We start from the raw sequence: 24,958 nt of genomic DNA, 5'->3' as shown, positions 1-24,958 counted from the left end.
GCGACTACGCGACCTTTAACGAAACCTACCAAGGCTTCTTTCCGCCCGACAGGCGCCCGGCGCGCACGACGGTGGGGGTGACGGCCTTGGCTGTTGATGCCTTGGTCGAGATCGATTGCATCGCACGCCGCCCGGATCAGCCGACATCATGATGCGCGCCGCCCAGATCGCGGGGCTTGTGGCCTTGCCACCCATTGCGGCCTTGGCCGAGGCTTGGCCGCGCGATCAGATCAGCGCGCCATCGGGTCAGGCGGTGATCTTGCATGAATGGCTGGACGAGCAAAACCCGTGGTCAGGCGAAAGCCAGATCGTCATCCGCCTTGTCGCACCGATGATTGGGGCCAGCGGGGTCGATGATGCAGCGCTCAAGACCGATATGGATTGGGCCTGTGAGCATTGGGGCAGACCTATTGCGAAAGCGGCCAATGCAACGGCGGATCAAATCGTGATCGAAATGATGGCCGCCCCCACGCCGCGTGGCACCCCCACGCCCGAGATCAACCGTTTCTATGAAACCTATCGCCTCGCCGGCGACGCCTGCATCTGGGAGCTATTTTGATGAGCGCACAAAATCTTGCGGCGCGACCTTCGGGTAACGACTGGAATGATGCAAGCCGGTCACAGAATGAATCGCTTTGTGGAAAACCCTGTGGAGAAAAGCGCGTAAGCGGTATCTTTGGTGCAGTTTACCTCCGGGTAGACGTACCTCTGGTCGTGGCCGGGCCTTTGCGTCCGGTCACCACCCAAAAATGTAGGAGAGTAAGATGTCGCGTTTCATTCAGGCGCTTCTCGCGTTGGGGCTGGTGGCCGGTGTCGCCGCCTGTGCAGCCCCCGCACCCGAGCAAGAAGAAATCATTTTCATCGAACCCGCACCGATCAGCCACGATCCGGTGTCGACCAAGTATCGTTGAAGCAACAATCTCCGGGCGGGGCCAACACTCCGCCCGGCACTTTGCCGCCACCCCGACATTTGGGGGTGCAGCATGATCAAGCATCGCGGCTTTCCCGGTCGGCTTCCCGGCACGGATTATCAATTCACGATCAGACGCGCGCACAAGGACGGGGCCACCCCGCTCATGCGGCGCGAACGCTACCCTGACCGACGCCCCGCTGATCGCCGCGCCGATTTGGCCTTTATGGAAGCACTTTGGCTGTGCTTTGGCGATCAACCCTTTGAGCGCGGCAATCTTGATGCGGGGCGGCTGAACTGGTTGTTCGAGCGTGAAGTCTTGCCTGCCGAAGACCCCTTTGACCCGGCAAGCTACGAGGCGCTCTTGGTGATCGACGAGAAACGCGCGCGCGCCGCATTCCCCGAGGCCTTCGACGGCAGCGGCTATTGGAAGACGGTATAGGCATGATCTTGCCGGGGGACATCATCGCTGGGCGGTTTGGCGCGCATGAGGCGGCAGCAAAAAGAATGCCCTCACCCAATGCCTTGGGATGTGTCAGGGTTTCGTTGTCAGCGTTGGCGCGCAAGGCCGCGACCGGCGATGGCGATGTGACGATTACCCCTTCCCCCTCGACACGGTCGGCCACTCTCTTTGGCCGACCGCTTTTTTCACAAACTTTACGGCCTTCGACAGCTTTCCCTATCGGGGTGACGAAATTCTGGTTATCTTTCGTGTCACGAGGCTTAACGAAAGGAGCAGACACAAAATGTGCGCAAAAACCAAGGCCCCCCTTCTCACCACGCTTGTCGCGACCGCTTTCGTCTTGGCGGGCTGCGTTACATCCGATCTTGAACGCGCGGCCATCGGCGGTGCGGCGGGCGGGGTCGGCGCAGCAGCACTTGATGGCAATATCGCCACAGGCATCGTCATTGGTGCAGCCGGTGGCGCGCTTTGCGACGATATCGGCATCTGCCGCTAAATCAGATCGCGCGGGTCGCATCAGCGGCCTGATCCATCTGTCAAAAATTCAGGGCCTCCGGTGCGTCACGCGCCCGGTGGCCCTTTTTGTTGACCACCAGAACGGGGGCCCAGCCCCGCTAGCAAGGGACGCCTGCCCATGTTCAAGAAGCTTTTGATCGCCAATCGGGGCGAGATCGCCTGCCGCGTCATCAAGACCGCCCGCAAGATGGGGATCGCCACGGTCGCCGTCTATTCGGATGCCGACCGCAACGCACTGCATGTGAAGATGGCCGATGAGGCGATCCATATCGGCCCTGCCCCCGCATCCGAAAGCTATATCGTGATCGACAAGATCATAGCGGCGATCAAGCAAAGCGGCGCCGAAGCTGTCCATCCGGGCTATGGGTTTTTGTCCGAGAACATGAAATTCGCCGAGGCGCTGGATAAGCTGGGCGTGGCGTTCGTCGGCCCACCGACCGGTGCGATCGAGGCGATGGGCGACAAGATCACCTCGAAAAAGATCGCAGCCGAAGCAGGTGTTTCGACCGTGCCGGGCTACATGGGCCTGATCGCGGATGCGGAGGAGGCGGTAAAGATCTCCAACGAGATCGGCTATCCGGTGATGATCAAGGCCAGCGCGGGCGGCGGTGGCAAGGGCATGCGCATCGCATGGAACGACACCGAGACGCGCGAGGGCTTTCAGGCCTCAAAGAACGAGGCGAAATCGAGCTTCGGGGATGATCGGATCTTTATCGAGAAATTCGTGACCCAGCCGCGCCATATCGAAATTCAGGTATTGGCCGATAGCCATGGCAACACGCTTTATCTGGGCGAGCGGGAATGTTCGATCCAGCGCCGCAACCAAAAGGTCATCGAAGAGGCGCCTTCGCCGTTCCTTGATGCCGAAACACGCCGCGCGATGGGCGAACAAGCCTGCGCGCTGGCGCGTGCGGTGGGCTATACCAGCGCGGGAACGGTGGAATTCATCGTGGACGGCGACCGCAATTTCTACTTCCTTGAGATGAACACCCGGCTTCAGGTGGAACACCCCGTCACCGAATTGATCACCGGTATCGATCTGGTCGAACAGATGATCCGCGTGGCCGCCGGTGAAAAGCTGCCCTTCACACAAGACGACATCAAGCTGACCGGCTGGGCGATGGAAAGCCGCCTTTACGCCGAAGACCCCTATCGCAACTTTCTGCCCTCAATCGGGCGGCTGACGCGCTATCGCCCACCCGCCGAGGTGCAGGCAGGCCCACTGAACAAGACCGGCAAGTGGCAAGGCGATGCGCCGACGGGCGAGACCGCCGTGCGCAACGACACGGGCGTGTTCGAGGGCGGCGAGATCTCGATGTTCTACGATCCGATGATCGCCAAGCTTTGCACATGGGCGCCTGACCGTTTGGGCGCGATCAAAGCGATGCGCGTGGCACTTGATGGCTTCGAAGTTGAGGGGATCGGTCATAACCTGCCCTTCCTCTCTGCCGTGATGGAGCATGACCGCTTTGTCAGCGGCAATATCACCACCGCCTTCATCGCCGAGGAATACCCCGAAGGCTTCACCGGTGCGCGTTTGGCCGATGACGCCGCCCAGCGCGTCGCCGCGGCGGCGGCTGCCATGCACCGCGTGGCCGAAATTCGGCGCACACGCGTGTCGGGGCGCATGGACAATCACGAGCGCCGCGTGGGCCATGATTGGGTTGTGACGCTGCAAGGGCAAGACTTCCCCGTCACCATTGCGGCCGATCATGACGGCGCAACGGTCAGCTTTGCCGATGGTCAAGCCATGCGCGTCACCTCGGATTGGACGCCGGGGGATCAGCTGGCGCGGCTGATGGTGGATGGCGCGCCCTTGGTGCTGAAGGTTGGCAAAATCCCCGGCGGCTTCCGCATCCGCACGCGCGGTGCCGATCTCAAGGTGCATGTACGCACCCCGCGTCAGGCCGAGCTTGCCCGGCTTATGCCCGAGAAACTCCCACCTGATACGTCGAAATTCCTGCTTTGCCCGATGCCGGGTCTGATCGTGAAGATCGATGTCGAGGTCGGTCAAGAGGTGCAGGAGGGCCAAGCGCTTTGCACCATCGAGGCGATGAAGATGGAGAATATCCTGCGCGCCGAGCGGCGCGGGGTCGTCGGGGCCATCACCTGCGCGCCCGGCGATAGCCTTGCCGTGGATCAAATCATCATCGAGTTCGCATAAGGCCGTGACAAACCCTGCGCCACATATCGACGAGGGGGTCGGGCATCACTGCCCGATCCGCACCTCTTCTTGGCGCAGCGCGAAATTGTCGATGCCGCGCACGATCTCGCGCACATCACGGGGGCTGGGGCGGCGCAGGCCGACGCGGCCGTCTTTTTGCACGATCACCAACGAAAAGCCGCGCGGGCGTAATGCCAGACGCAGCGCCGTTTCTTCCGAGGGGTCGGTGTCAACGATGATGACCACATCGCGCTCAGCCAATACATCGGGGCGGTCAGCCAACATCTGCAACTGTTCGCGCACGCGCGGATCAGCGGGGGAATCGGCGAATATGACCAAGGGCCGCGAGACCCAAAGAAACTCCTCCAGCGTGACATCGCGCGCCGCGCGCGGTGCCATCGGATCGACGACATCCCCCAGCTCTGAGGGCGTTTCTGTCTTGGTCTCGGCCTGGGCGGCGCCGGGCAAGGCAAGCAGCAGGGCCGCGATCAGCGTAAAAAGACTTGGTCGCATGTGTCCTCCGTTCCGGTTGGATATAGGCAGCACTTGCACAAATGCGAAGAGATTTCCGGCCAATGACCGAAGGGTCGCAGGTGCGCGCTTCACCCGATCTTCACGGATCTGCCCGCATGATCACGCTAAAGCACATCGCAGCGTGGTTGGAGATTGCGGCATGGAGATTTTGCTTCACCTTGGCGCGCATCGCACGGCCACCACGACGTTGCAGCACATGCTCGGCCAAAGCCATGTGGGCCTACAAGGCGCAGGATTTGGCTATTGGGGGCCAAAACGGCTGCGCGCGGGGCTTTTCGATGGGCTATATGGCAGCGATGATGCGTTCTTTCCGCGCAAAACAGGCCGCGCCCATGCGCGCATCAGCCTACAGGCCCGCCAAGCGGCTGAGCTTGGCACAGCGCTGCTTTTTGTCAGTGAAGAGAATATGCTTGGCACGATGCGCCGATTGCTGAGCCAGACCCGGCTTTACGACGGGGCCGGGGCGCGTGTTGCCCGTTTTGCGGAAGCTTTCGATGGCTACGGGGTCACGCTTGGCCTGTCGATCCGGTGCTATGATGCCTTTTGGACCTCGGTCATTGGGTGGCGCATGCGCCATGGCGGTGCGCTCCCCGATGCTGCGCTCTGCGCGCGGCTGATCACCCAGCCGCGCCGCTGGCGGCATGTGATCGCCGATCTGGCCCAAGCCATGCCCGGTATCGCCATCCGTGTCTGGACCCATGAGGCGATGGCAGGCAGGCCAGATCACTTGATCACGCAGCTCAGCGGCACGCGCGTTGGGATGCGCGGGCAAGATGCATGGTGCAACGCGACACCAACGGCGGCCCAACTGATCGCCACATGCCGCGACGCTGGATTGGATGGTGCTGCGGCGCTGCCCCAGCGGGCGGGGCGTTTCATGCCCTTCAACACCCATCAACGCGCAATCTTGCGCGCGCAGTATCAAGAAGACCTTGCATGGCTGGCCGCCGGTGCCGGGGGGCTTGCGACATATATTGATCGAGCGGGGGCAAAGACCCGACGCCTGACAGGACAAGGAAGAGGACGACCCGATGACCAAGACAATGGATGCCTGGCGCAAGCTGGCTGAAAAGGAACTGGCAGGGCGCAGCCCCGACAGCCTGACATGGGACACGCTCGAGGGGATCGCGGTCAAACCGCTTTACACTGCTGCCGATACCGAAGGTTTGGATCACCTGAACACCATGCCGGGGTTTGCCCCCTTCACCCGCGGGGTGAAGGCCACGATGTATGCAGGTCGGCCATGGACCATTCGCCAATATGCCGGTTTCTCAACCGCCGAGGCGAGCAATGCCTTTTACCGCAAGGCGCTGGCGGCGGGCCAACAGGGCGTTTCCGTCGCCTTCGATCTGGCCACCCACCGGGGCTATGACAGCGACCATCCCCGCGTCATCGGCGATGTCGGCAAAGCGGGCGTGGCGATTGACAGCGTCGAGGATATGAAAATCCTGTTCGACGGTATCCCGCTTGATCAGGTCAGCGTCTCGATGACGATGAACGGCGCAGTGATCCCCATCCTCGCCAATTTCATCGTGACGGGCGAGGAACAGGGCCACGACCGGGCCAAATTGTCCGGCACGATCCAGAACGACATCCTTAAGGAGTTCATGGTCCGCAACACCTATATCTACCCGCCCGAACCCTCGATGCGGATCATCTCGGATATCATCGCCTATACCTCGGACCATATGCCGAAGTTCAATTCGATCTCGATCTCTGGCTACCATATGCAAGAGGCGGGAGCGAATTTGGTGCAGGAATTGGCCTATACGCTGGCCGATGGGCGCGAATATGTGCGCGCCGCGATGGCCGCGGGCATGGATGTGGACAAATTCGCGGGGCGGCTCTCGTTCTTTTTCGCCATTGGTATGAATTTCTTCATGGAAATTGCCAAGCTGCGGGCCGCGCGCACGCTGTGGCACCGGGTGATGACGGAATTCGGCGCCAAGGATGAACGCTCCAAGATGCTGCGCACCCATTGCCAGACATCGGGCGTGTCCTTGCAAGAACAAGACCCCTACAACAACGTCATCCGCACCGCCTATGAGGCGATGAGCGCGGTTCTGGGCGGCACCCAAAGCCTTCACACCAATGCGCTGGATGAAGCCATCGCGCTGCCCACCGAATTCTCGGCCCGCATCGCGCGCAATACCCAATTGATCTTGCAAGAAGAAACCGGGGTGACAAAGGTCGTCGATCCGCTGGCAGGCTCTTACTACATCGAAAGCCTGACGGGTGAGCTGATCGAACAAGCATGGGCGCTGATGCAAGAGGTCGAGGAGATGGGCGGCATGACCAAGGCGGTCGCCACCGGCATGCCCAAGCTGCGCATCGAGGAATCGGCCGCCAAGCGGCAGGCGATGATCGACCGGGGCGAGGATGTGATCGTTGGCGTCAACAAGTACCGCAAGGAGACTGAAGACCCGATCGACATTCTGGAAATCGACAATGACGCCGTGCGCGAGGCGCAAGTTGTGCGGCTGGCTCGCATCCGCGCCACCCGCGATCAAGTCGCCTGCGATGCGGCTTTGGCCGAGGTTGAACGCCGCGCGGTCCAAGGTGGCAATCTGCTTGAAGCGGCAGTCGATGCTGCGCGGGCGCGGGCAAGCGTAGGAGAGATCAGCATGGCGATGGAAAAAGTGTTCGGCCGCCACCGGGCCGAGGTCAAGACGCTGGCCGGTGTCTATGGCGCGGCCTATGAGGGCGATATGGGCTTTGCCGCGATCCAGGCCGATGTCGAAGCCTTCGCCGAGGAGGAAGGCCGCCGCCCAAGGATGCTGGTGGTCAAAATGGGCCAAGACGGGCATGATCGGGGCGCCAAGGTGATCGCCACGGCCTTCGCCGATATCGGTTTCGACGTCGATGTCGGCCCCTTGTTCCAAACGCCCGAGGAAGCGGCGCAAGACGCCATCGACAATGATGTCCATGTGGTGGGCATCAGCTCGCAAGCCGCCGGTCACAAGACGCTGGCGCCCAAGTTGATCGCCGCCCTCGAGGCGGCCGGCGCAGGTGAAGTGATCGTGATCTGCGGGGGCGTGATCCCACAGCAAGATTACGCATTCCTTAAGGAAGCGGGCGTCAAAGCGATTTTCGGGCCGGGCACGAATATTCCCGATGCCGCGCGCGATATCTTGGCGCTGATCCGCGCGACACGCGCAGCCTGAGGGGGCACGAGAAACGCCAGTTTTTCGCGTGGGAAAACTGGAGTTTTCCCACCGGAAAACACGCGTTTTCCGCCACGCCCGTGTGCGCATCGCCTGCGCCCCCTTGCCCTGCGACCGCCGTCATCGCATCTAAAGCGTATTGCGGTGAATGCGCTAGCACGCGACATGCTCTCATGCCGCAACAAAGGAGGCGTCATGGCCCTGCCCGTTCGCAAGCAATTGACCTATTGGGGCATCGCATCGGCGGTGTTTTTGGTGCTGCTTTGGGCCTTGGGCGATGTAATCTTGCCCTTCATCATGGGCAGTGCCATCGCCTATTTCCTCGACCCCGTTGCGGACCGTCTGGAAAAAATGGGGCTGAGCCGTGTCTTGGCGACCGTCGTCATCTTCGTCTTCTTGCTGGGCGTGGTGATCTTGTCACTTCTGGTGATCATCCCGCTTTTGATCCAACAGACCAATGACTTGATCCAATCGGCCCCTGAGCTGTTCAATCAGCTACGCGCATGGCTTACCGAACGGTTTCCGCATGTGATGGACGAGGGCTCGCCCCTGCGCCAATCGCTGATCGCCGTGGGTGAGACGATCCAATCGCGCGGGGGTGAGTTGTTGCAGCAAGTGCTCAGCTCAGCGGCGGGTGTGGTCAATGTGCTGGTGTTCTTGGTCGTTGTGCCTGTGGTCGCCTTCTACATGCTGCTTGATTGGGACAGGTTAGTGGCAAACATCGACGCGCTGCTGCCGCGCGACCATGCCGACACAATCCGCGATTTGGCCGGACAGATCGACCGCACATTGGCAAGTTTCATTCGTGGCCAAGGCACGGTTTGCCTGATCCTTGGCACCTTTTACGCAGTGGCCTTGATGATCGTCGGGCTGCAGTTTGGGCTCGTGGTGGGGCTGATTGCGGGTCTTTTGACCTTTATCCCTTATGTCGGCGCTTTGGTCGGCGGCGTCTTGTCGGTGGGGCTGGCGCTGTTTCAGTTCTGGGGCGAGTGGTGGTCGATCTTGGCCGTGGTCGTGATCTTTCAGCTGGGCCAGATGGTCGAGGGCAATATCTTGACGCCCAAGCTGGTCGGAAGTTCGGTTGGCCTTCACCCCGTATGGTTGATCTTTGCGTTATCGGCATTTGGCACGGTTTTCGGCTTCGTTGGCCTGCTTGTCGCGGTGCCCATTGCGGCGGCCATCGGGGTTTTGGTGCGCTTTGCGATCAATCAATACCGGGCGGGATTGCTTTATCGCGGGTATTCCAACGGTCCCAAAGATGACACCGGGTCGCCGTGATGGCCCGCCAATTGGTCTTGGACCTTCCCTTTCGCGCGGCGATGGGGCGTAGCGATTTCTTCGTCTCCGATGCCAATGCTGCGGCCGTCGCAGGGGTTGAGGCATGGCGCGATTGGCCCTTGTCCAAGATGGTTTTGGTGGGTCCGGCGGGGTCAGGCAAAACCCATCTGACGCATGTGTTTTGCGACCAATCGGGCGCGCGGCTGATCGCGGCGCGCGATATCGGGGCATTCAACCCCACCGATCTGGCCGAGACGCAAGCCATCGCGATCGAGGATGCCGACCAAATCGCGGGCGCGCATGCGGCGCAAGAGGCGCTGTTTCACCTCCACAATGCCTGCGCACATCGCAATGTCGCCTTGCTGGTCACGGCCCGAAGCGCGCCCGCGCGCTGGGGGTTAAGCTTGCCCGATCTCGACAGCCGAATGCAGCAGGCGGGCCAGTTGACCCTTGCGGCCCCCGATGACCAACTCATCGCGGCGGTGCTGGTCAAGCTTGCCGCCGATCGCCAAATGGCGCTAACGCCCGCGCTGTTGGGCTACATCTTGCCGCGCATCGAGCGATCTTTGGCGCAAGCGCGCGACTTCATCGCCCGCCTCGATGCCGAAGCGCTAGCCGACAAGCAAAGGCCGGGGCTGAAACATGTGCGTGCGATCTTGGCGCGTGATGAGGGGTAATTCGCCCCCCTCGACGCCGCGCGAAAGGCAACGCAAAATAGCGCACTGCGTCATGCAATTGTCACGAACCACAATTAGGCCACAGCTATGAGCTTTGCCGATTTCCTCTCCGCCCCCCTGCCTGAGCCGGTCGCCCTTCCAGAGGCGCAGATCACCGGCCCGCAACGTTTTTTCAATCGCGAGCTGTCATGGCTGGCGTTCAATTGGCGCGTGCTGGAAGAGGCGATGAACCCGCGTGTGCCGCTGCTTGAACGCGTGCGGTTTGCCTCGATCTCGGCGGGCAATCTTGACGAGTTCTACACCGTGCGCGTGGCGGGCCTGCGCGGTCTGGCGCAAGAGGGCAATCTGACCCCTGCGGCGGACGGGCGCACGCCTGCGATGCAGCTGAAACTGATCAATGCCGATGCGCGCCGCTTGATGCAGCATCAGCAAGCCGCGTGGAACGCGCTCAAATCCGAGATGGAGGCCGAGGGCCTCAGCGTGGTGACGGCCAGCAAGCTTACCGCGCAGGACAAATCAGCCTTGGCCGAGATTTTCATGGGCCGCGTCTTTCCGGTTCTGTCGCCCTTGGCCATCGACCCGGCGCATCCCTTTCCCTTCATCCCCAACGAAGGCATCGCGCTTGCGTTGCAATTGACGCGCGACCGCGATGGTCGGCAATTGCAGGCCTTGTTGCCCATTCCCGGCCAGATTGATCGCTTCATCTCCTTGCCTGCCGCCGAGGGCAAAGCGCGTTTCTTGCCGCTTGAAGAGCTGTTGCGCCTGCATATCGGCGCGCTGTTCCCCGGCTATACGCTTAGCGGCTCATGCCTTTTCCGCGTTCTGCGCGACAGCGATCTGGAACTTGAGGAAGAGGCCGAAGATCTGGTGCGCGAGTTTGAAACCGCCCTTAAGCGCCGCCGCCGCGGCGAGGTGGTGCGCCTCCAGATCAGTGCAGGCGCGCCCGAAGACCTGAAGGCCGAGATCATTGATCAACTGCATGTCAGCCCCGAAGAGGTGGTTGAGGTGCGCGGTATGATCGGCCTTGTGCGCCTCAAGGAATTGGTGATCGACAGCCGCCCCGACCTGCTATGGCCCAGCTTCAGTCCCCGTGTGCCGGAACGCGTGCAAGATCATGACGGCGACATGTTTGCCGCGATCCGGCAAAAGGACATGCTGCTTCACCACCCGTATGAAACCTTCGACATGGTGATCCGCTTCTTGAGCCAAGCTGCGCGCGACCCCAATGTCGTGGCCATCAAGCAAACGCTTTACCGCACCTCCTACGAATCCCCCATCGTCGATGCGCTGTGCGAGGCGGCTGAGAACGGCAAATCCGTGACTGCGCTGGTCGAACTCAAGGCTCGTTTTGATGAGGCCGCGAATATCCGCCAATCGCGCAAGCTTGAACGCGCAGGCGCGCATGTGATCTATGGATTCATCAACTACAAAACCCATGCCAAGATCAGCACCGTGGTCCGCCGCGAAGGTGATCGGCTGGTGACCTATACCCATTTCGGCACCGGCAATTACCACCCGATCACAGCGCGCATCTATACCGATCTATCACTGTTTACCTGTGACGACGCGCTCGGGCGCGACGCGACCAAAGTGTTCAACTATGTCGGTGGCTACGCCGAGCCCGAGGGTCTAGAGAACCTGCGCATCGCGCCCCTGAGCCTGAAATCCACGATCCTCGACAGCATCGCGACCGAGATCGAACATGCCAAGGCCGGGCGGCCTGCGATGATCTGGGTCAAGCTCAACAGCTTGATCGAACCTGATGTGATCGACGCGCTTTATGCCGCCTCCGGTGCGGGGGTAAAGATCGATCTGGTGATCCGTGGCATCTGTGGGCTGCGCCCCGGTGTGAAAGGCTTGAGCGAGAATATCCGCGTCAAATCCATCGTCGGGCGGTTCTTGGAACATTCCCGGATCATGTGTTTCGGCGATGGCCATGGGCTACCTTCGAAAAAGGCGCGGGTCTATATCTCGTCCGCCGACTGGATGGGCCGCAACCTGAGCCGCCGGGTCGAAACGCTGGTCGAATGCCGTAACCCTACGGTCAAGGCCCAGATCGTCAGCCAGATCATGGCCGCCAATCTGGCCGATGTGGCGCAATCTTGGGTGTTGCAGCCCGATGGCAGCTTTGTCCGCCCCAACCTGTCTGAGACAGCCAACCCATTCTCTTGCCACCGCTTTTTCATGGAGAACCCCTCGCTTTCCGGGCGGGGTTCGGCGGGGGCCAAGGATGTGCCAGAGTTGACGCATAGTCACGACTGACCCGCGACACCCCTGCAATTGACGGGCGACCCCCGTCCGTTGCATCACTCGTACCCATGAGCGGACGGCAAATGCGCGCAGAAGAGGCCGAAATTCACCCCGAATGGGGGCCCTTTGGTGTGCCGCTTTTCGATGGCCCCGAGGCGCAATCACTGGCGCGCGTCGGCGTGATCGATATCGGGTCGAACTCGGTGCGGATGGTGATCTTCGACGGTGCCGCGCGCAGCCCTGCGTATTTCTTCAATGAAAAGATCCTTTGCGGGCTTGGAATGGGGTTTTCTGAGACCGGCCGCCTCAACCCCGAGGGGAAGGAACGCGCGCTGGCCGCACTGCGCCGCTTTGCGCGTCTGGCCGAGGCTGCCGAGGTCTCACCGCTATTGGCGGTGGCGACAGCGGCAGTGCGCGATGCGCAAGATGGCTTGGCCTTTCGCGAACAGGTCAGGGCGGAAACAGGGCTTGCGATTCGTGTCATCGATGGCGCCGAGGAGGCGCGGCTTTCCGCCCAAGGCGTACTTTTGGGATGGCCGGGCGCGGCTGGGTTGATTTGCGATATCGGCGGCTCGTCGATGGAATTGGCCGAGTTAAAGGGCTCGGGCAAGGTTGGCCACCGCGCTACCTCGGATCTTGGGCCGCTCAAGCTTTTGGGCATGAAGGTCGATAAAAAAGCGCTGCGCGCCCATATCAAGGCCGAGGTCGCGACCCTTGCCACGGGCTTTCCAGTAGGCACCGAACGGCTGTTTTTGGTCGGCGGCTCATGGCGGGCGATCGCGCGCATCGATATGGAGCGGCGCGGCTATCCACTGAAAGTGCTGCATGAATACCGCATGACACCGCGCGGCATCCTTGAGACGCTGAAATATATCGCAGAAACCGACATCAACGAATTGCGCGCCCGCACAGGCACCAGCGCCGAGCGGATGCGCCTTGTGCCGATGGCGGCCGAAGTGCTGCGCGCACTGGTCAGAAAGCTACAACCGCGCGAGATTGCGGTCTCCTCCTACGGGCTGCGCGAGGGGCTGCTTTACGAACAGATGTCCGAGGCGCTCAAGGCGCGCGACCCGCTGATCGAAGCGGCCCGCCATTCCGAGGCGCAGCTGTCGCGCATGCCCGGTTTTGGTCGCAAGCTCTATCATTTCGTCGAGCCGCTTTTCCCACGCGCCAAGCATGACAAAAAGCGCCTGATCCGCGCGGCCTGTTTGCTGCATGACGTCAGTTGGCGTGCCCATCCCGATTACCGGGCCGAGGTGTGTTTCGACAACGCCACCCGCGCAAATCTGGGCGGCATGACCCATGCAGAGCGCGTCTATCTGGGCCTTGCGCTTTTGCATCGGTACAAATCCAGCCGCGTAGGCACAGGGTTTAACGCCGAATTGCTAGCACTTTTGCCCGAAGACCAGGTGCGCGAGGCCGAGATCCTTGGCCGGGCCATGCGCTTTGGGGCGATGTTCGCGGTGGCTAACTTGGCCGATCATGGCGCGATGAGCTTTCGGCCCAAGCGGCGCGAATTGATCTTGGAACTGCACACGGATGCCGCCCGCGATCTGTTTGGCGAAGTGGCCTTGGCCCGCTTCAACGCATTGGCCGCCGCGATGGAGGTCGCACCCATCATCGCCAAGACGCGCTGACACGGACCAGCGCGCTTGTGAGGCGATTTTCTTTGGCGTATGCCTCGCCCGTCAACATTCGCCAGAAAGATCACGCCCATGCGCCTTAGCCGTTATTTCCTGCCCGTGCTCAAGGAAACCCCGTCCGAGGCACAAATCGTCAGCCATCGGCTGATGCTGCGTGCGGGGCTGATCAAGCAGGCCAGCGCAGGTATCTATTCTTGGCTGCCCTTGGGCTACAAGGTCTTGAAAAAGATCGAGGATATCGTTCACCAAGAACAGGCGAAGGCAGGCCATCTGCCGATGCTGATGCCCACGATCCAATCCGCCGATCTGTGGCGCGAAAGCGGGCGCTATGACGCCTACGGTGCCGAGATGCTGCGCATCACCGACCGGCATGAGCGCGACATGCTGTTCACCCCCACCGCCGAGGAATTGATCACCGACATCTTCCGCGCGCATGTGACCAGCTACAAGGATTTGCCGCTGACGATGTATCAGATCCAGTGGAAATTCCGCGACGAGATCCGCCCGCGTTTTGGCGTGATGCGGGGCCGCGAATTCTACATGAAAGACGGCTATAACTTTGATTTGACGAAAGAAGATGCGCTGCACGCCTATAACCGCCATCTGGTCAGCTACCTGCGGACCTATGAGCGGATGGGGCTTCAGGCGATCCCGATGCGCGCTGATAGCGGGCCGATTGGCGGCGATGATACGCATGAGTTTTTGGTGCTCGCCGAAACGGGCGAGAGCGAGGTGTTTTACGACAGCGAGATCACCGATCTGCGCTTTGGGGATCGGGCGATCGACTATGATGATCGGGCGCAGTGCCAGTCTGTCCTAGAAGAGTTTACATCCCGTTACGCGCGCACCGACGAGACCCATGACGCCGCTGTTTTCGCGCAAATTCCCGTGGAACGTCAACGCGTTGCGCGCGGGATCGAGGTGGGGCAGATCTTTTATTTCGGGACGAAATACTCCGAAGCGATGGGCGCGCTGGTCGATGATGGTCAGGGGGGCCGCGTGCCGGTGCATATGGGCAGCCACGGGATCGGCGTGAGCCGTCTGGTGGGCGCGATCATCGAGGCGTCGCATGATGACAATGGCATCATCTGGCCCGAGGGTGTGACCCCTTTCCATGTGGGGATCGTGAACCTCAAGCAAGGGGATGCAAGCTGCGACGCGGCCTGTAACGATCTTTATAAAGCCTTCGTTTCCAACGGCTTGGAGCCGCTTTACGACGACCGCACGGAACGTGCCGGGGCAAAATTTGCAACGATGGATCTGATCGGCCTGCCCTGGCGGATCACGGTCGGCCCGCGCGGGTTGGCGGGCGACACGGTCGAGCTGACCTGCCGCCGCACGGGCGAAAGCGAGGAGCTGTCGCTTGCGGCCGTGGTGGCGCGGGTGGTGGAGATTTACGCGCCGCACATGGGGGCGTGAACGCGTAGGGTTCCTGTCGTGATCTTGTAGCTACACGCAGCATAGAGACGATTTTAACCAATTCATCGGAAACTGCCCCCGTTCGCATGAAACGGGGGGCAGATGACCAACACAGAGAAACCGCTCGGCAGGCGCCAGCGGGAGCACCACTACTATATGGTCGAGGCGCTCCGACGCTTTGAATGGGACATGCACCAGCGCATCTGGCTGGATCAACGCATCCCGCAAGACTGGCACGAGATCGCCACGCGACGCGACAGCGCGAAGGAACGGCTGACGATCCGGGTGGATCAAGATGTGGTGCGCTGGTTCCGCTCGATGGGGCCGGGCTATCAGCCGCGCATGAACGATGTGCTGCGCGCCTTCATGCATGCCAAGCTTGCGGGGCTGTTGCGCGGGGAAGAGACGATCGAGCCGTTTCGGGAGAACTGGCAGGCGAGCCAACCGATGCCAGATTGGGGGGATATGGAGAAGCGGCGGGGGTGAGGAAACTCTTGGGGGAATGAGGAGCCCAAGTTAGACTGGTGGGGTTACGAGTAGACGATAGAATTTGGAGTTTTCAAGGATGGCAAGGATCACTGTCAGACTACCGCAGTCGTTGAAAACGGCGGCAGAGGACTTTGCCGAGAAGGACGGCGTGTCGCTCAACCAGTTCATCGCGCTGGCGCTGGCCGAAAAGGTCGGCACCATGGGCGCGGCGGACTTCTTCGCCAAGCGCGCGGAAGGCGCTGACGCGGAGCGGGCGGTGCGGTTTCTGGAGGCGCGGCCGGGGGTGCCGGGCTGAAGCCCGGCCTACGGTAAGTGGTGGGTTTCACCCACCCTACGGGGCTGCGCGCGTGGTGGGTTGCACCCACCCTACCCCTGCAACGACCTGACCCCCAACTCCCCTTCGCGGCTGGCGCGCATGGCTTGTGCGGCGGCGTGGCTGGCGGCGAGCGTGGTGAAATAGGGGATCTTGTCGGCCAGTGTGACCGCGCGCATGGAGCGTGAGTCTTCGACCGCTTGCGCGCCTTCGGTGGTGTTGAGCACCAGTTGCACGCCGCCATCCTTGATGATGTCGACGATGGAGCGGCCGCCCTCATAGGCTTTGTTCACCACGGCCGATGGGATGGCATGCGTCTTGAGGAAGGCCGCCGTGCCACTGGTGGCTAGCAGGTCGAAGCCAAGGGCGATGAGGATCTGGGCAGTCTCGACCAGAACCGGGCCTTTGTCGTCATCCTTGATCGAGACAAAGACCGTGCCTGCATCGGGCAGGACGGTGCCAGCCCCAAGCTGGGCCTTGAGGAAGGCGCGGGGGAAGGTGCGGTCCCAGCCCATGACTTCGCCGGTCGAGCGCATCTCGGGGCCGAGGAGCGTATCGACACCGGGGAAGCGGCCGAAGGGTAGCACGGCCTCTTTCACCGAGAACCACGGCGTGCGGTAGGAGGCGAGTGTCATCGGATCGCCCATCGGGATGACGGTTTGATCATCGACGGGTTTGTGCGGTGCAGCCTGCGGGAAGGCCGAAAGTTTCTCGCCCGCCATGAGGCGTGCAGCGATGGAGGCGATGGCGCTGTCGGTGGCTTTGGCCACGAAGGGGACGGTGCGAGACGCGCGGGGGTTCACCTCGATCAGGTAGATATCATCGCCCTTGACCGCGAATTGGACATTCATCAGGCCCACGACGTTAAGCGCATGGGCCAGCGCCTTGGTCTGTGCGATGATGCGGGTCTGGATCTCGTCGCTGAGCGTATGGGGGGGCAGCGAACAGGCGCTGTCGCCGGAATGAACGCCCGCCTCTTCGATATGCTGCATGATGCCCGCGACATGCACATCGGTGCCGTCGCAGAGCGCGTCGACATCGACTTCGGTGGCGCCTGACAGGTAACGGTCGAGCAGCACGGGGCTATCGCCGGAAACCACCACGGCCTCGCGGATGTAGCGGTCAAGCTGGGCGGTGTCGCGCACGATTTCCATCGCGCGGCCACCCAAGACATAGGAGGGGCGGATCACCAGCGGGTAGCCCAGTTTCTCGGCGGCGGCCTTGGCTTGGGCGTCGGTGGTGGCGATGGCGTTTTCGGGCTGTTTCAGGCCCAGACGCTGGACGAGTTGCTGGAAGCGCTCGCGGTCTTCAGCCAGGTCGATGGCGTCGGGCGTGGTGCCGAGGATGGGGATGCCCGCGTCATGCAGCGCGTTGGCGAGTTTCAGCGGCGTCTGGCCGCCGAACTGGACGATCACGCCGTGGAGCGTGCCGCGGGACTGTTCGACCCGCATGATCTCCATCACATGCTCAAAGGTCAGCGGCTCGAAATAGAGGCGGTCGGAGGTGTCGTAATCGGTGCTGACCGTCTCGGGGTTGCAATTGATCATGATGGTTTCATAGCCCACATCGCTGAGCGCGTAGCAGGCGTGGACGCAGCAATAATCGAACTCGATCCCCTGACCGATGCGGTTGGGGCCGCCGCCCAAGATGACCACTTTCTTGCGGTCCGAGGGGCGGGCTTCGCATTCCGGCTCGCCCATGGTGGGGTGTTCATAGGTGGAATACATATAGGGGGTCTGCGCCTCGAACTCGGCGGCGCAGGTATCGATACGTTTGAACTGGGCGGTGACGCCAAGGTTGAGGCGCGCGCGGCGGATGTTGCTTTCATCGCGGCCCGTGAGCTTGGCAAGGCGGGCATCGGTGAAGCCCATCATCTTGAGGTGGCGCAGCCCCTCTTCGGTCACGGGCAGGCCGTCGCGGCGGACGGCGGCCTCGGCCTCGATGATCTCGCGGATGCGGGCGAGGAACCACGGGTCGAATTTCGTGACGGTGTGGATCGCCTCGTCGGACAGGCCGTGGCGCATGGCTTGGGCGATGATGCGGATGCGGTCGGGGGTTTGCTTGGATAGCGCTTTGATGATTGCCGCCTCTTGCGGCGCGCCGGGAATGTCGATCTCGTCAAAGCCGGTCAGCCCAGTTTCCAACGAGGCCAGCGCCTTTTGCATCGATTCGTGGAAGGTGCGGCCGATGGCCATCGCCTCGCCCACGGATTTCATCGCGGTGGTCAGCGTGGGTTCAGAACCGGGGAATTTCTCGAAGGCAAAGCGCGGGATCTTGGTGACGACATAATCGATGGTCGGCTCGAAGGAAGCGGGCGTGACCTTGGTGATGTCGTTGTCGAGCTCATCAAGCGTGTAGCCCACGGCAAGTTTCGCGGCGATCTTGGCAATCGGGAAGCCCGTGGCCTTGGAGGCCAGCGCCGAGGAGCGTGAGACGCGGGGGTTCATCTCGATCACGACCATGCGGCCATCGGCGGGGTTCACGGCCCATTGCACGTTCGATCCGCCGGTTTCCACCCCGATCTCGCGCAGCACGGCGATGGAGCCGTTGCGCATGATCTGGTATTCCTTGTCGGTCAGCGTCAGCGCGGGGGCGACGGTAATGCTGTCGCCTGTGTGCACGCCCATCGGATCGACGTTTTCGATAGAACACACGATGATGGCGTTGTCGGCTTTGTCGCGGACCACCTCCATCTCGAATTCTTTCCAGCCCAAGAGGCTTTCATCGACGAGGATTTGGGCGACAGGCGAGGCTTCCATCCCCGTGCGGCAGTAGAATTCATACTCCTCGCGGTTATAGGCCACGCCGCCGCCGGTGCCGCCAAGGGTAAAGGCAGGGCGGATGATCGCGGGCAGGCCCACATATTCGATGGCGTCGATGGCGTGTTGCAGCCCCGCCTTGATGTCGAATTTGCCATTGGGCAGCTTGGGCGCGGTGATGATCGTGGCCTTGGGGTTTTCCAGCCCGATGCGGTCCATCGCCTCGCGGAAGAGTTTGCGATCCTCGGCCATTTCGATGGCGTGGCGCTTGGCGCCGATCATCTCGACCCCGAATTTCGCCAAGACGCCCATTTCCTCAAGCGCGAGCGAGGTATTGAGGCCGGTCTGTCCGCCCATCGTGGGCAAAAGCGCATCGGGGCGCTCTTTCTCGATGATGCGCGCGACGACTTCGGGGGTGATGGGTTCGATATAGGTGGCATCGGCCAGCCCCGGATCGGTCATGATCGTGGCGGGGTTGGAGTTCACCAAGATGACCCTGTAGCCCTCTTCGCGCAGTGCCTTGCAGGCTTGCGCGCCGGAATAGTCGAACTCGCAGGCCTGACCGATGACGATTGGCCCCGCGCCGATGATCATGATCGAGCGGATATCGGTTCTTTTCGGCATGGGATCCCCCGGCAGACGATGCGCAAATTGGCGGTGTTATAGACAGGGACAGCCGGGGCGCAAGGTGCGAATGCGGGGGTGGGCGCAAGCTGCGCCTGAAGGCAGCACCCTACTCGGCGGCGCGCAGTGCCTCAGGGGCTTTGGCGGGATAGAGATAATCGCGCGTCAGCGGCACCGCATCTTGGTGGCGGGCCAGTTGGAACTGGTACACGCATTGGCGGTTATGGCGAAAGCTGTGTTCGCTGGCCTTGAGGTAGAAACGCCACATGCGGCAAAAGCGGTCGTCATAAAGCGCGCGGGCGCTGTCCGCGTTCGCGGTAAAGCGGTCGTGCCAATGGCGCAGCGTATCGGCGTAATGCAACCGCCACACCTCGAGATCGGTGGGGTAAAGCTTTGCGGCCTCGACCGCCGCAGCCATTTCCGACAGGGCCGGCACATAGCCGCCGGGAAAAATATATTTGGTGATCCAAGGGCTGGTGGCACCGGGCGGGGAGGCGCGGCCAATGGTGTGGATCAGCGCGATACCATCGGGTTTGAGGCGGTCGCGGATCTGGTTGAAATATTCGGTGTAGTGCGGCGCGCCCACATGTTCGAACATGCCGATGGAGACGATCCGGTCAAATTGCCCCCGGATGGCGCGGTAATCGGCAAGCGCAAAGCGGACGCGGTCAGATAGGCCCGCACGCGCGGCGCGTTCGGTGGCGATCTTGTGTTGTTCGACCGAGAGCGTGACCCCCAAGACCTTGACCCCGTAGTCTTGCGCCAATGTCAGCGCCATGCCGCCCCAGCCGCAGCCGATCTCGAACACCTCCATCCCCGGCGAAAGACAGAGTTTCGCCGCGATATGATGTTTCTTGGCCGCTTGCGCCTGTTCCAGCGTCATGCCGGGATCGCGGAAATAGGCGCAGGAATATTGGCGGTCGGCATCAAGGAAGAGATCGTAAAGCGTGCCCGAGAGGTCATAGTGATGGGCGACATTCGCGCGTGACCTGTGGGCCGGATTGGCCTGATCGAGCCAGCGACGCCATCTGCGCAGGCGGAGGTCAAGCGCGCGCAGCCCCACGGGCGGATGGGCGGCATTTTGGATGAGCAGGGTGAAAAACCCGTCCAGATCATCGCCCGCGATTGTGAGGGTGCCGTCCATATACCCCTCGCCCAGCGCAAGCTCAGGCGAGAAGACCAAGCGGCGCGGCAAGGCGGGATCGGTCAGGGTGATATGCGCCTGCGGCCCCTGCCCCGGCCCATAGCGGCGCGTGATGCCGCCCGGACCTGTCAGCGTAAGCTGGCCCGTGACGATGAAGCGGTCCAGCATCCGGTCGAGAACCATATCCCACATGACGCGATATCCTTTGCGGTGATGGCTTGCCGAGAGCTGCGCCGGATGGTGCCGTCGGCATCGCCGGTTGATCAAAGGATAGGGCGCGCATGGCAGGCCAGCCTTGATCACGATCAAGGGCAAGGGCGGCGGAAAACCGAGGGTTTTCCGCGTGGGAAATCTCGAGATTTCCCGTGCGTTACAGCGGCCAGATCAGCGGGATGGTGAGACAGACCACCACGCCAAGGCTGAGGTTGAGGGGAATACCGATGCGCATGAAATCGGTGAAGCGATACCCCCCCGGCCCATAGACCAGCATATTGGTCTGATAGCCGATGGGGGTGGCAAAACAGGCCGAGGCCGCGATCATCACCGCCACGACCAGCGGGCGCGGATCGACGCCCATGGTTTGGCCAAGCGCGATGGCGATGGGGGCCATGATGACCGCGATGGCGTTGTTCGAGACAATCTCGGTCAGGATCGTGGTCATGTAATAGACCGCCCAGACCAGCACCCATGGTGGCAGATCGACCAAGGCGGGCGCGATGCGACCGACGATCAGTTCGATCCCGCCTGTGTGATCGAGTGCAGCACCCACGGCCAGCATGGCAAAGATCAGCGCCAAAAGCCGCCCTTCGACAAAAGAGAACGCCTCCTCCGCGTCGATGCAGCCGGTCAGCAGCACAACCGCCACCGCGACCACGGCCAGCGCAAGGATTGGGGCGATGTTGAAGGCCGCAAGGATCACGATCCCCGCCATGGCCGCGATGGCGATGGGGGCCTTGCCCCGGCGATAGGCGCGCTCGGAGGGTTTGGAGACATCGACAAGGTCCATATCGGCGGCGAAACGCTGGATATCCTCGGGCGCGCCTTCGATGAGCAGCGTGTCGCCCACGCGCACGACCAATTCGTCGATTTGGATGCCGATATTTTGGTTTCGGCGATGCACGGCCAAAGGATAGACGCCGTAGCGGCGGCGCAGGCGCAGGCTGCCCAAGCTGCGGCCCACCATGCGCGCGCCGGGCGTGATCAGCACCTCGACCGTGGTAGTGGAGACGGAGCTGAGCTTGTCGACGGTGCGCAGTTCCTTGGAAGCTTGCAGCCCCAAAACCTCGGCCATGTCGGTGCGCAGAACGATCCGGTCACCGGGCTGCAGCACGACCCCCGACATATCGCGCCTGAGCGAGGCATCGCCGCGCAGCACATCGACAAGCCGCACACCGTCACGGGCGAAAAGATCGACTTCGTTCACATTCTGGCCAATGAGTGCCGAGCCTTCGGGCACGGCCACTTCGGTGAAGAATTTGGGCTTGGCCCGTGGGCCACCCAAAAGGGCGGCCATCGAACTGCGCTCGGGCAGGAGGTGGCGGCCAAAGACCAGCAGGTAGATGAGCCCCCATGCCACGACGACAAGGCCGATGGGGGTGATCTCGAAAATGGTGAAGGGGGCCAACCCCTCGGCGCGCGCCACGCCGTCGACCAGCAGGTTGGTGGAGGTGCCGATCAGGGTCAGCGTGCCGCCCATGATCGCGGCGTAACTCAGCGGGATCAACAGCTTGGAGGGGGCGGTGCCAAGGATGCGGGAGATCTGCACGAAGATGGGCAGCATGATCACCACGATGGGTGTGTTGTTCATGAAGGCCGAGGCCAGCGCCACGAAAGCCAAGAGCGTGGCCACCGCCACCGCCGGGTGAGAGACGGCCTTGGCCTCGGCGAATTTGGTCAGCCGGTCAAGCGAGCCTGTGCGCACCAGCGCGCCCATGACGATGAACATGGCGGCGATTGTCCATGGCGCAGGGTTCGACAAGACAGCGGTCGCGCGATCAAAGGGCAAAAGGCCAAAGATCAACAACGCCGCGACACCGCCGATGGCCACCACCTCGGTCGGCCAGCGTTCGCGCAAGAACAGCGCGAACATGGTCAGCATGATCGCGATGGCCGCCAAGCCTTGGCCGGTCTCGGAGAGGGAGAGGTCGATCATACTGGTCCCTTTGCGCAACGCCTACGCGACCAACTCTAGCGATGCGGCAGCGCAGCACAAGCGGGCGCGCGATGCATCTTATGGCAAGGCGACCACCTCGGGCGGTTTGCGCGGCTGCACCAGCGCAAGCCCGGCCAGCATCAAGACAACGGCAGCCCAGACCCAAGGGGAATAGGTCTCGGCCAAGATCAGCTTGGCCCAGAAAATGCCAAAACCCGTCACGAGATAAGAGACTTGCGCCGCAAAGACCGATCCGGCGCGGGTGACGAGCCAGACATAAAGCGTATAGGAAATGGCATGGGCCAGCGATGAGCCGATGATCGCAAATTCGGGCAAGCCAAGCGGTGCTGTGGGGATGATGAACTGGCCCGTCATCATCGCAAGCGGCGCGGCCAAGACCATTCCCACCAGCGAGGCACCAAGCAAGACCTGCACCGCATCTAGCCCCTCGGTGCCGTAGCGGGCGACGAAATTCCCCTCGACCGCGTAAAACAGGGGTGCCACCAGCGCCAAGGGCAGCCACCAAACCATGGCGCGATCAGGCAGCCCCCCCTGCGGTGCGGCGATCAAGATGATCGCGGCAAGCCCCAGACCCAAGCCCACGAAACGCAGCGCCGAAAAGCGATCAAGCCCCAAGGCCAGCGCTACGGGAAAGGCCAGCATCGGGATTAGCGACAAGACAATCGACATGATCCCCGAGGGCAGGTGAAAGGCCGCCGTATAGCTTGCCGCATTGGGCAAAAGCGTGCCGATCAGCGCGATGATCGTGCAAAACACCCATTGCGCCGGGCGGCGCGGCAAGGTGCCGCCACGCGCGGCATTGAGCGCACCCAAAAGCGCCGCGCCGATGGCGAATTGCCAAAAGATGATGCCGAAATGGCGATAACCTGCGGTCACGGCGATCTTGGCCAAGGGTTGGGTGATGCCCCAAGCCGCGCCGCAAAAGATCAAGATCGCGATGTATAAAAGCCAATCACGGCGCATCGGGCGGGCCTGCGTGCAACAGTCGGCCACCCAGCCTGATGGGGTGCAGGGCGGTGGCCACGCCGCTGCGGTCATCGGTTTCGATCATCAGCCCAGACAGCGTCGCCTCGCCCGATGCGGGGGTGAAGCGTTCGCGCGACATACCGGTGATGAAGCGGCGCATCGGTTCGGCCTTGTCCATGCCGATCACGGAATTGTAGTCGCCGCACATGCCCGCATCGGATTGATAGGCGGTGCCGCCGGGCAGGATCATCGCGTCACCCGTCGGCACATGGGTATGGGTGCCCACGACCATGCTGGCGCGCCCGTCGCAGAAATGACCGATGGCCATTTTCTCGGATGTCGCCTCGGCATGGATGTCGATCAGCGCGGCCTGCACATTGCCGCCACGCGGGAATTTCTTCAGCACCGCATCGAGCGCCGAGAAGGGATCATCGAAGGGGCGCTTCATGAAAACCTGACCCAAGGCTTGGGCCACCAAGACCTGTTTACCGCCACGCGCCTGAAAGACGCGCGCACCCGCACCCGGCGCATCCTTGGCGAAATTGAGCGGGCGTAAGATGCGCGGCTCTTGCGTGATGAATTGCAGCATGTCGCGCTGATCGAAGGCGTGATCGCCCAAGGTCAGGCAATCGGCACCGGCATCGAGCAATTCCTTGGCATGACCCGCTGAAAGCCCCGCGCCAGCGGTCGCATTCTCGCCATTGACCACGACGAAATCGAGGCGCCAGTCCGTGCGAAGTTTGGGCAGGCGTTCGGTGATCGCGGCGCGCCCGGCCCGCCCCATCACATCGCCAAGAAAGAGGATACGCATGTGCGATGGCTTAGGCGCGGGCGCGCTGCGGGGCAAGCGGGAAAACAGGTTCTAGCGGCGGATCACGCCTGCCTCGGTCACGATGGCATCAAGGGGGATATCGGTGGGCTCGAGTGGTAGCGGCGGCAGTTCTTGTGCTGCGAAGGCAAAGCCCAAGGCGCGCACGGGGTTTGCGGCGGCAAGGCGCGCCAGCGTGCGGTCATAAAACCCGCCGCCATAGCCCAAACGGTTGCAGGCGGCATCGAACCCCACCAAGGGCACGATCAGCGTGTCGGGGATGACCCAGTCGCCGCTTTGCGGGATCATCGCGCCGAAGGGGCCGGGGATCAGGGCGGCGTCTGGTGTCCAGAGGCGGAAATCGAGCGGCAAGCCCGGCCCCGCGATCACCGGCACGCCGATCTGCGCGCCCGCCTGATGGAGGGCGGCCATGGCGGGGCGCGGATCAATTTCGGTCCTGATGGGCAGGTAGCCCGCGATCACGCGGCCTTGGGCCGGGCCGATCTCGGCCAGAAGATGGGCGGTGGCCGCCGCAACCGCGCCTGTTTCTGCGCGCAGATCAAAGGCCCGCTTGCGGGCGGTATAGGCGGTTTGGCGCAGCGCGGTCTTGACCTCGGACATGGGCGCGACAAGAAAGGGTTTTGCACAAAGGCGCAAGGCGCTG

At 62.2% G+C, this 24,958-nt stretch carries 22 protein-coding genes; 15 read left to right on the top strand and 7 right to left on the bottom strand.

Annotation, left to right across the window (positions count from 1 at the left end):
- From KG698_RS12080 to KG698_RS12055, 6 genes are all read left to right on the top strand, one after another.
- Positions 1-152, top strand: a 152-nt coding sequence (locus tag KG698_RS12080; RefSeq protein WP_213685838.1) for a RidA family protein, incomplete at its 5' end; no start/stop codon positions are given.
- Entirely contained in the window at positions 149-559 is a 411-nt protein-coding gene (locus KG698_RS12075; RefSeq protein WP_213685832.1) for a DUF6497 family protein, read from the top strand. The genes KG698_RS12080 and KG698_RS12075, both read left to right, overlap by 4 nt.
- Positions 560-764: 205 nt before the next feature.
- Positions 765-911 (top strand): hypothetical protein, encoded by a 147-nt coding sequence (locus KG698_RS12070; RefSeq protein ID WP_213685831.1) that lies wholly within the window; start codon positions 765-767, stop codon positions 909-911.
- Between the two features lie 72 nt (positions 912-983).
- Positions 984-1,352: a hypothetical protein gene (locus KG698_RS12065; protein WP_213685830.1), complete on the top strand. Its 369-nt coding sequence runs from the start codon at positions 984-986 to the stop codon at positions 1,350-1,352.
- Positions 1,353-1,656: 304 nt separating this feature from the next.
- Entirely contained in the window at positions 1,657-1,869 is a 213-nt protein-coding gene (locus KG698_RS12060) for a hypothetical protein (protein WP_213685829.1), read from the top strand.
- 138 nt (positions 1,870-2,007) lie between these two features.
- Positions 2,008-4,053: an acetyl/propionyl/methylcrotonyl-CoA carboxylase subunit alpha gene (locus KG698_RS12055; RefSeq protein ID WP_213685828.1), complete on the top strand. Its 2,046-nt coding sequence runs from the start codon at positions 2,008-2,010 to the stop codon at positions 4,051-4,053.
- A gap of 45 nt (positions 4,054-4,098) precedes the next feature.
- On the opposite strand, the gene KG698_RS12050 is transcribed toward KG698_RS12055, so the two are convergent.
- A complete protein-coding gene (locus KG698_RS12050) occupies positions 4,099-4,566 on the bottom strand; it encodes a DUF4174 domain-containing protein (protein WP_213685827.1) in 468 nt (155 codons plus the stop codon).
- A 160-nt stretch (positions 4,567-4,726) separates the two neighbouring features.
- Between KG698_RS12050 and KG698_RS12045 the strand changes: the two genes are divergently transcribed.
- The 9 genes from KG698_RS12045 to KG698_RS12005 all read left to right on the top strand — a co-directional run bounded on the left by KG698_RS12045 (position 4,727) and on the right by KG698_RS12005 (position 15,802).
- Entirely contained in the window at positions 4,727-5,656 is a 930-nt protein-coding gene (locus KG698_RS12045) for a hypothetical protein (protein WP_213685826.1), read from the top strand.
- Entirely contained in the window at positions 5,619-7,751 is a 2,133-nt protein-coding gene (gene scpA, locus KG698_RS12040; RefSeq protein ID WP_213685825.1) for a methylmalonyl-CoA mutase, read from the top strand. The genes KG698_RS12045 and scpA overlap by 38 nt, the downstream gene beginning before the upstream one ends.
- Before the next feature lie 195 nt (positions 7,752-7,946).
- A complete protein-coding gene (locus KG698_RS12035) occupies positions 7,947-9,029 on the top strand; it encodes an AI-2E family transporter (protein ID WP_213685824.1) in 1,083 nt (360 codons plus the stop codon).
- The gene (locus KG698_RS12030) at positions 9,029-9,706 is read left to right on the top strand and encodes a DnaA/Hda family protein (RefSeq protein WP_213685823.1); all 678 of its coding nucleotides are present in this window, start codon (positions 9,029-9,031) and stop codon (positions 9,704-9,706) included. The genes KG698_RS12035 and KG698_RS12030 overlap by 1 nt, the downstream gene beginning before the upstream one ends.
- 87 nt (positions 9,707-9,793) lie before the next feature.
- The gene (locus KG698_RS12025) at positions 9,794-11,968 is read left to right on the top strand and encodes an RNA degradosome polyphosphate kinase (protein WP_213685822.1); all 2,175 of its coding nucleotides are present in this window, start codon (positions 9,794-9,796) and stop codon (positions 11,966-11,968) included.
- Between the two features lie 56 nt (positions 11,969-12,024).
- Entirely contained in the window at positions 12,025-13,593 is a 1,569-nt protein-coding gene (locus KG698_RS12020; protein ID WP_300983770.1) for a Ppx/GppA family phosphatase, read from the top strand.
- Positions 13,594-13,671: 78 nt separating this feature from the next.
- Positions 13,672-15,018 (top strand): proline--tRNA ligase, encoded by a 1,347-nt coding sequence (gene proS / locus KG698_RS12015; RefSeq protein WP_213685821.1) that lies wholly within the window; start codon positions 13,672-13,674, stop codon positions 15,016-15,018.
- A gap of 102 nt (positions 15,019-15,120) precedes the next feature.
- Entirely contained in the window at positions 15,121-15,504 is a 384-nt protein-coding gene (locus KG698_RS12010) for a BrnA antitoxin family protein (RefSeq protein WP_213685820.1), read from the top strand.
- Positions 15,505-15,583: 79 nt separating this feature from the next.
- The gene (locus KG698_RS12005; RefSeq protein ID WP_300983768.1) at positions 15,584-15,802 is read left to right on the top strand and encodes a YlcI/YnfO family protein; all 219 of its coding nucleotides are present in this window, start codon (positions 15,584-15,586) and stop codon (positions 15,800-15,802) included.
- 71 nt (positions 15,803-15,873) lie between these two features.
- Here the strand turns inward: KG698_RS12005 and carB are convergent, their stop codons facing one another.
- From carB to KG698_RS11975, 6 genes are all read right to left on the bottom strand, one after another.
- Positions 15,874-19,203: a carbamoyl-phosphate synthase large subunit gene (gene carB, locus KG698_RS12000; protein WP_213685818.1), complete on the bottom strand. Its 3,330-nt coding sequence runs from the start codon at positions 19,201-19,203 to the stop codon at positions 15,874-15,876.
- A gap of 109 nt (positions 19,204-19,312) precedes the next feature.
- Positions 19,313-20,539 (bottom strand): cyclopropane-fatty-acyl-phospholipid synthase family protein, encoded by a 1,227-nt coding sequence (locus KG698_RS11995; RefSeq protein WP_213685817.1) that lies wholly within the window; start codon positions 20,537-20,539, stop codon positions 19,313-19,315.
- 178 nt (positions 20,540-20,717) lie between these two features.
- Complete coding sequence (locus KG698_RS11990) at positions 20,718-22,499, bottom strand: SLC13 family permease (protein WP_213685816.1); 1,782 nt, start codon at positions 22,497-22,499, stop codon at positions 20,718-20,720.
- Positions 22,500-22,577: 78 nt separating this feature from the next.
- On the bottom strand, positions 22,578-23,483 hold the full coding sequence (locus KG698_RS11985; protein ID WP_213685815.1) for a DMT family transporter: 906 nt from the start codon (positions 23,481-23,483) through the stop codon (positions 22,578-22,580).
- The gene (locus tag KG698_RS11980; protein WP_213685814.1) at positions 23,473-24,297 is read right to left on the bottom strand and encodes a TIGR00282 family metallophosphoesterase; all 825 of its coding nucleotides are present in this window, start codon (positions 24,295-24,297) and stop codon (positions 23,473-23,475) included. Before KG698_RS11980 ends, KG698_RS11985 begins: the two co-directional genes overlap by 11 nt.
- Positions 24,298-24,348: 51 nt before the next feature.
- Positions 24,349-24,915, bottom strand: a complete 567-nt coding sequence (locus KG698_RS11975) for a 5-formyltetrahydrofolate cyclo-ligase (RefSeq protein WP_213685813.1) — start codon at positions 24,913-24,915, stop codon at positions 24,349-24,351.
- Positions 24,916-24,958 lie beyond the last annotated feature (43 nt).

The sequence above is a fragment of the Roseicyclus sp. genome, from assembly GCF_018402035.1.
GTDB lineage: Bacteria > Pseudomonadota > Alphaproteobacteria > Rhodobacterales > Rhodobacteraceae > Roseicyclus.
The sequence above is the reverse complement of the archived record's forward strand: the minus strand, read 5'-3'. Positions and strand labels throughout refer to the sequence as shown.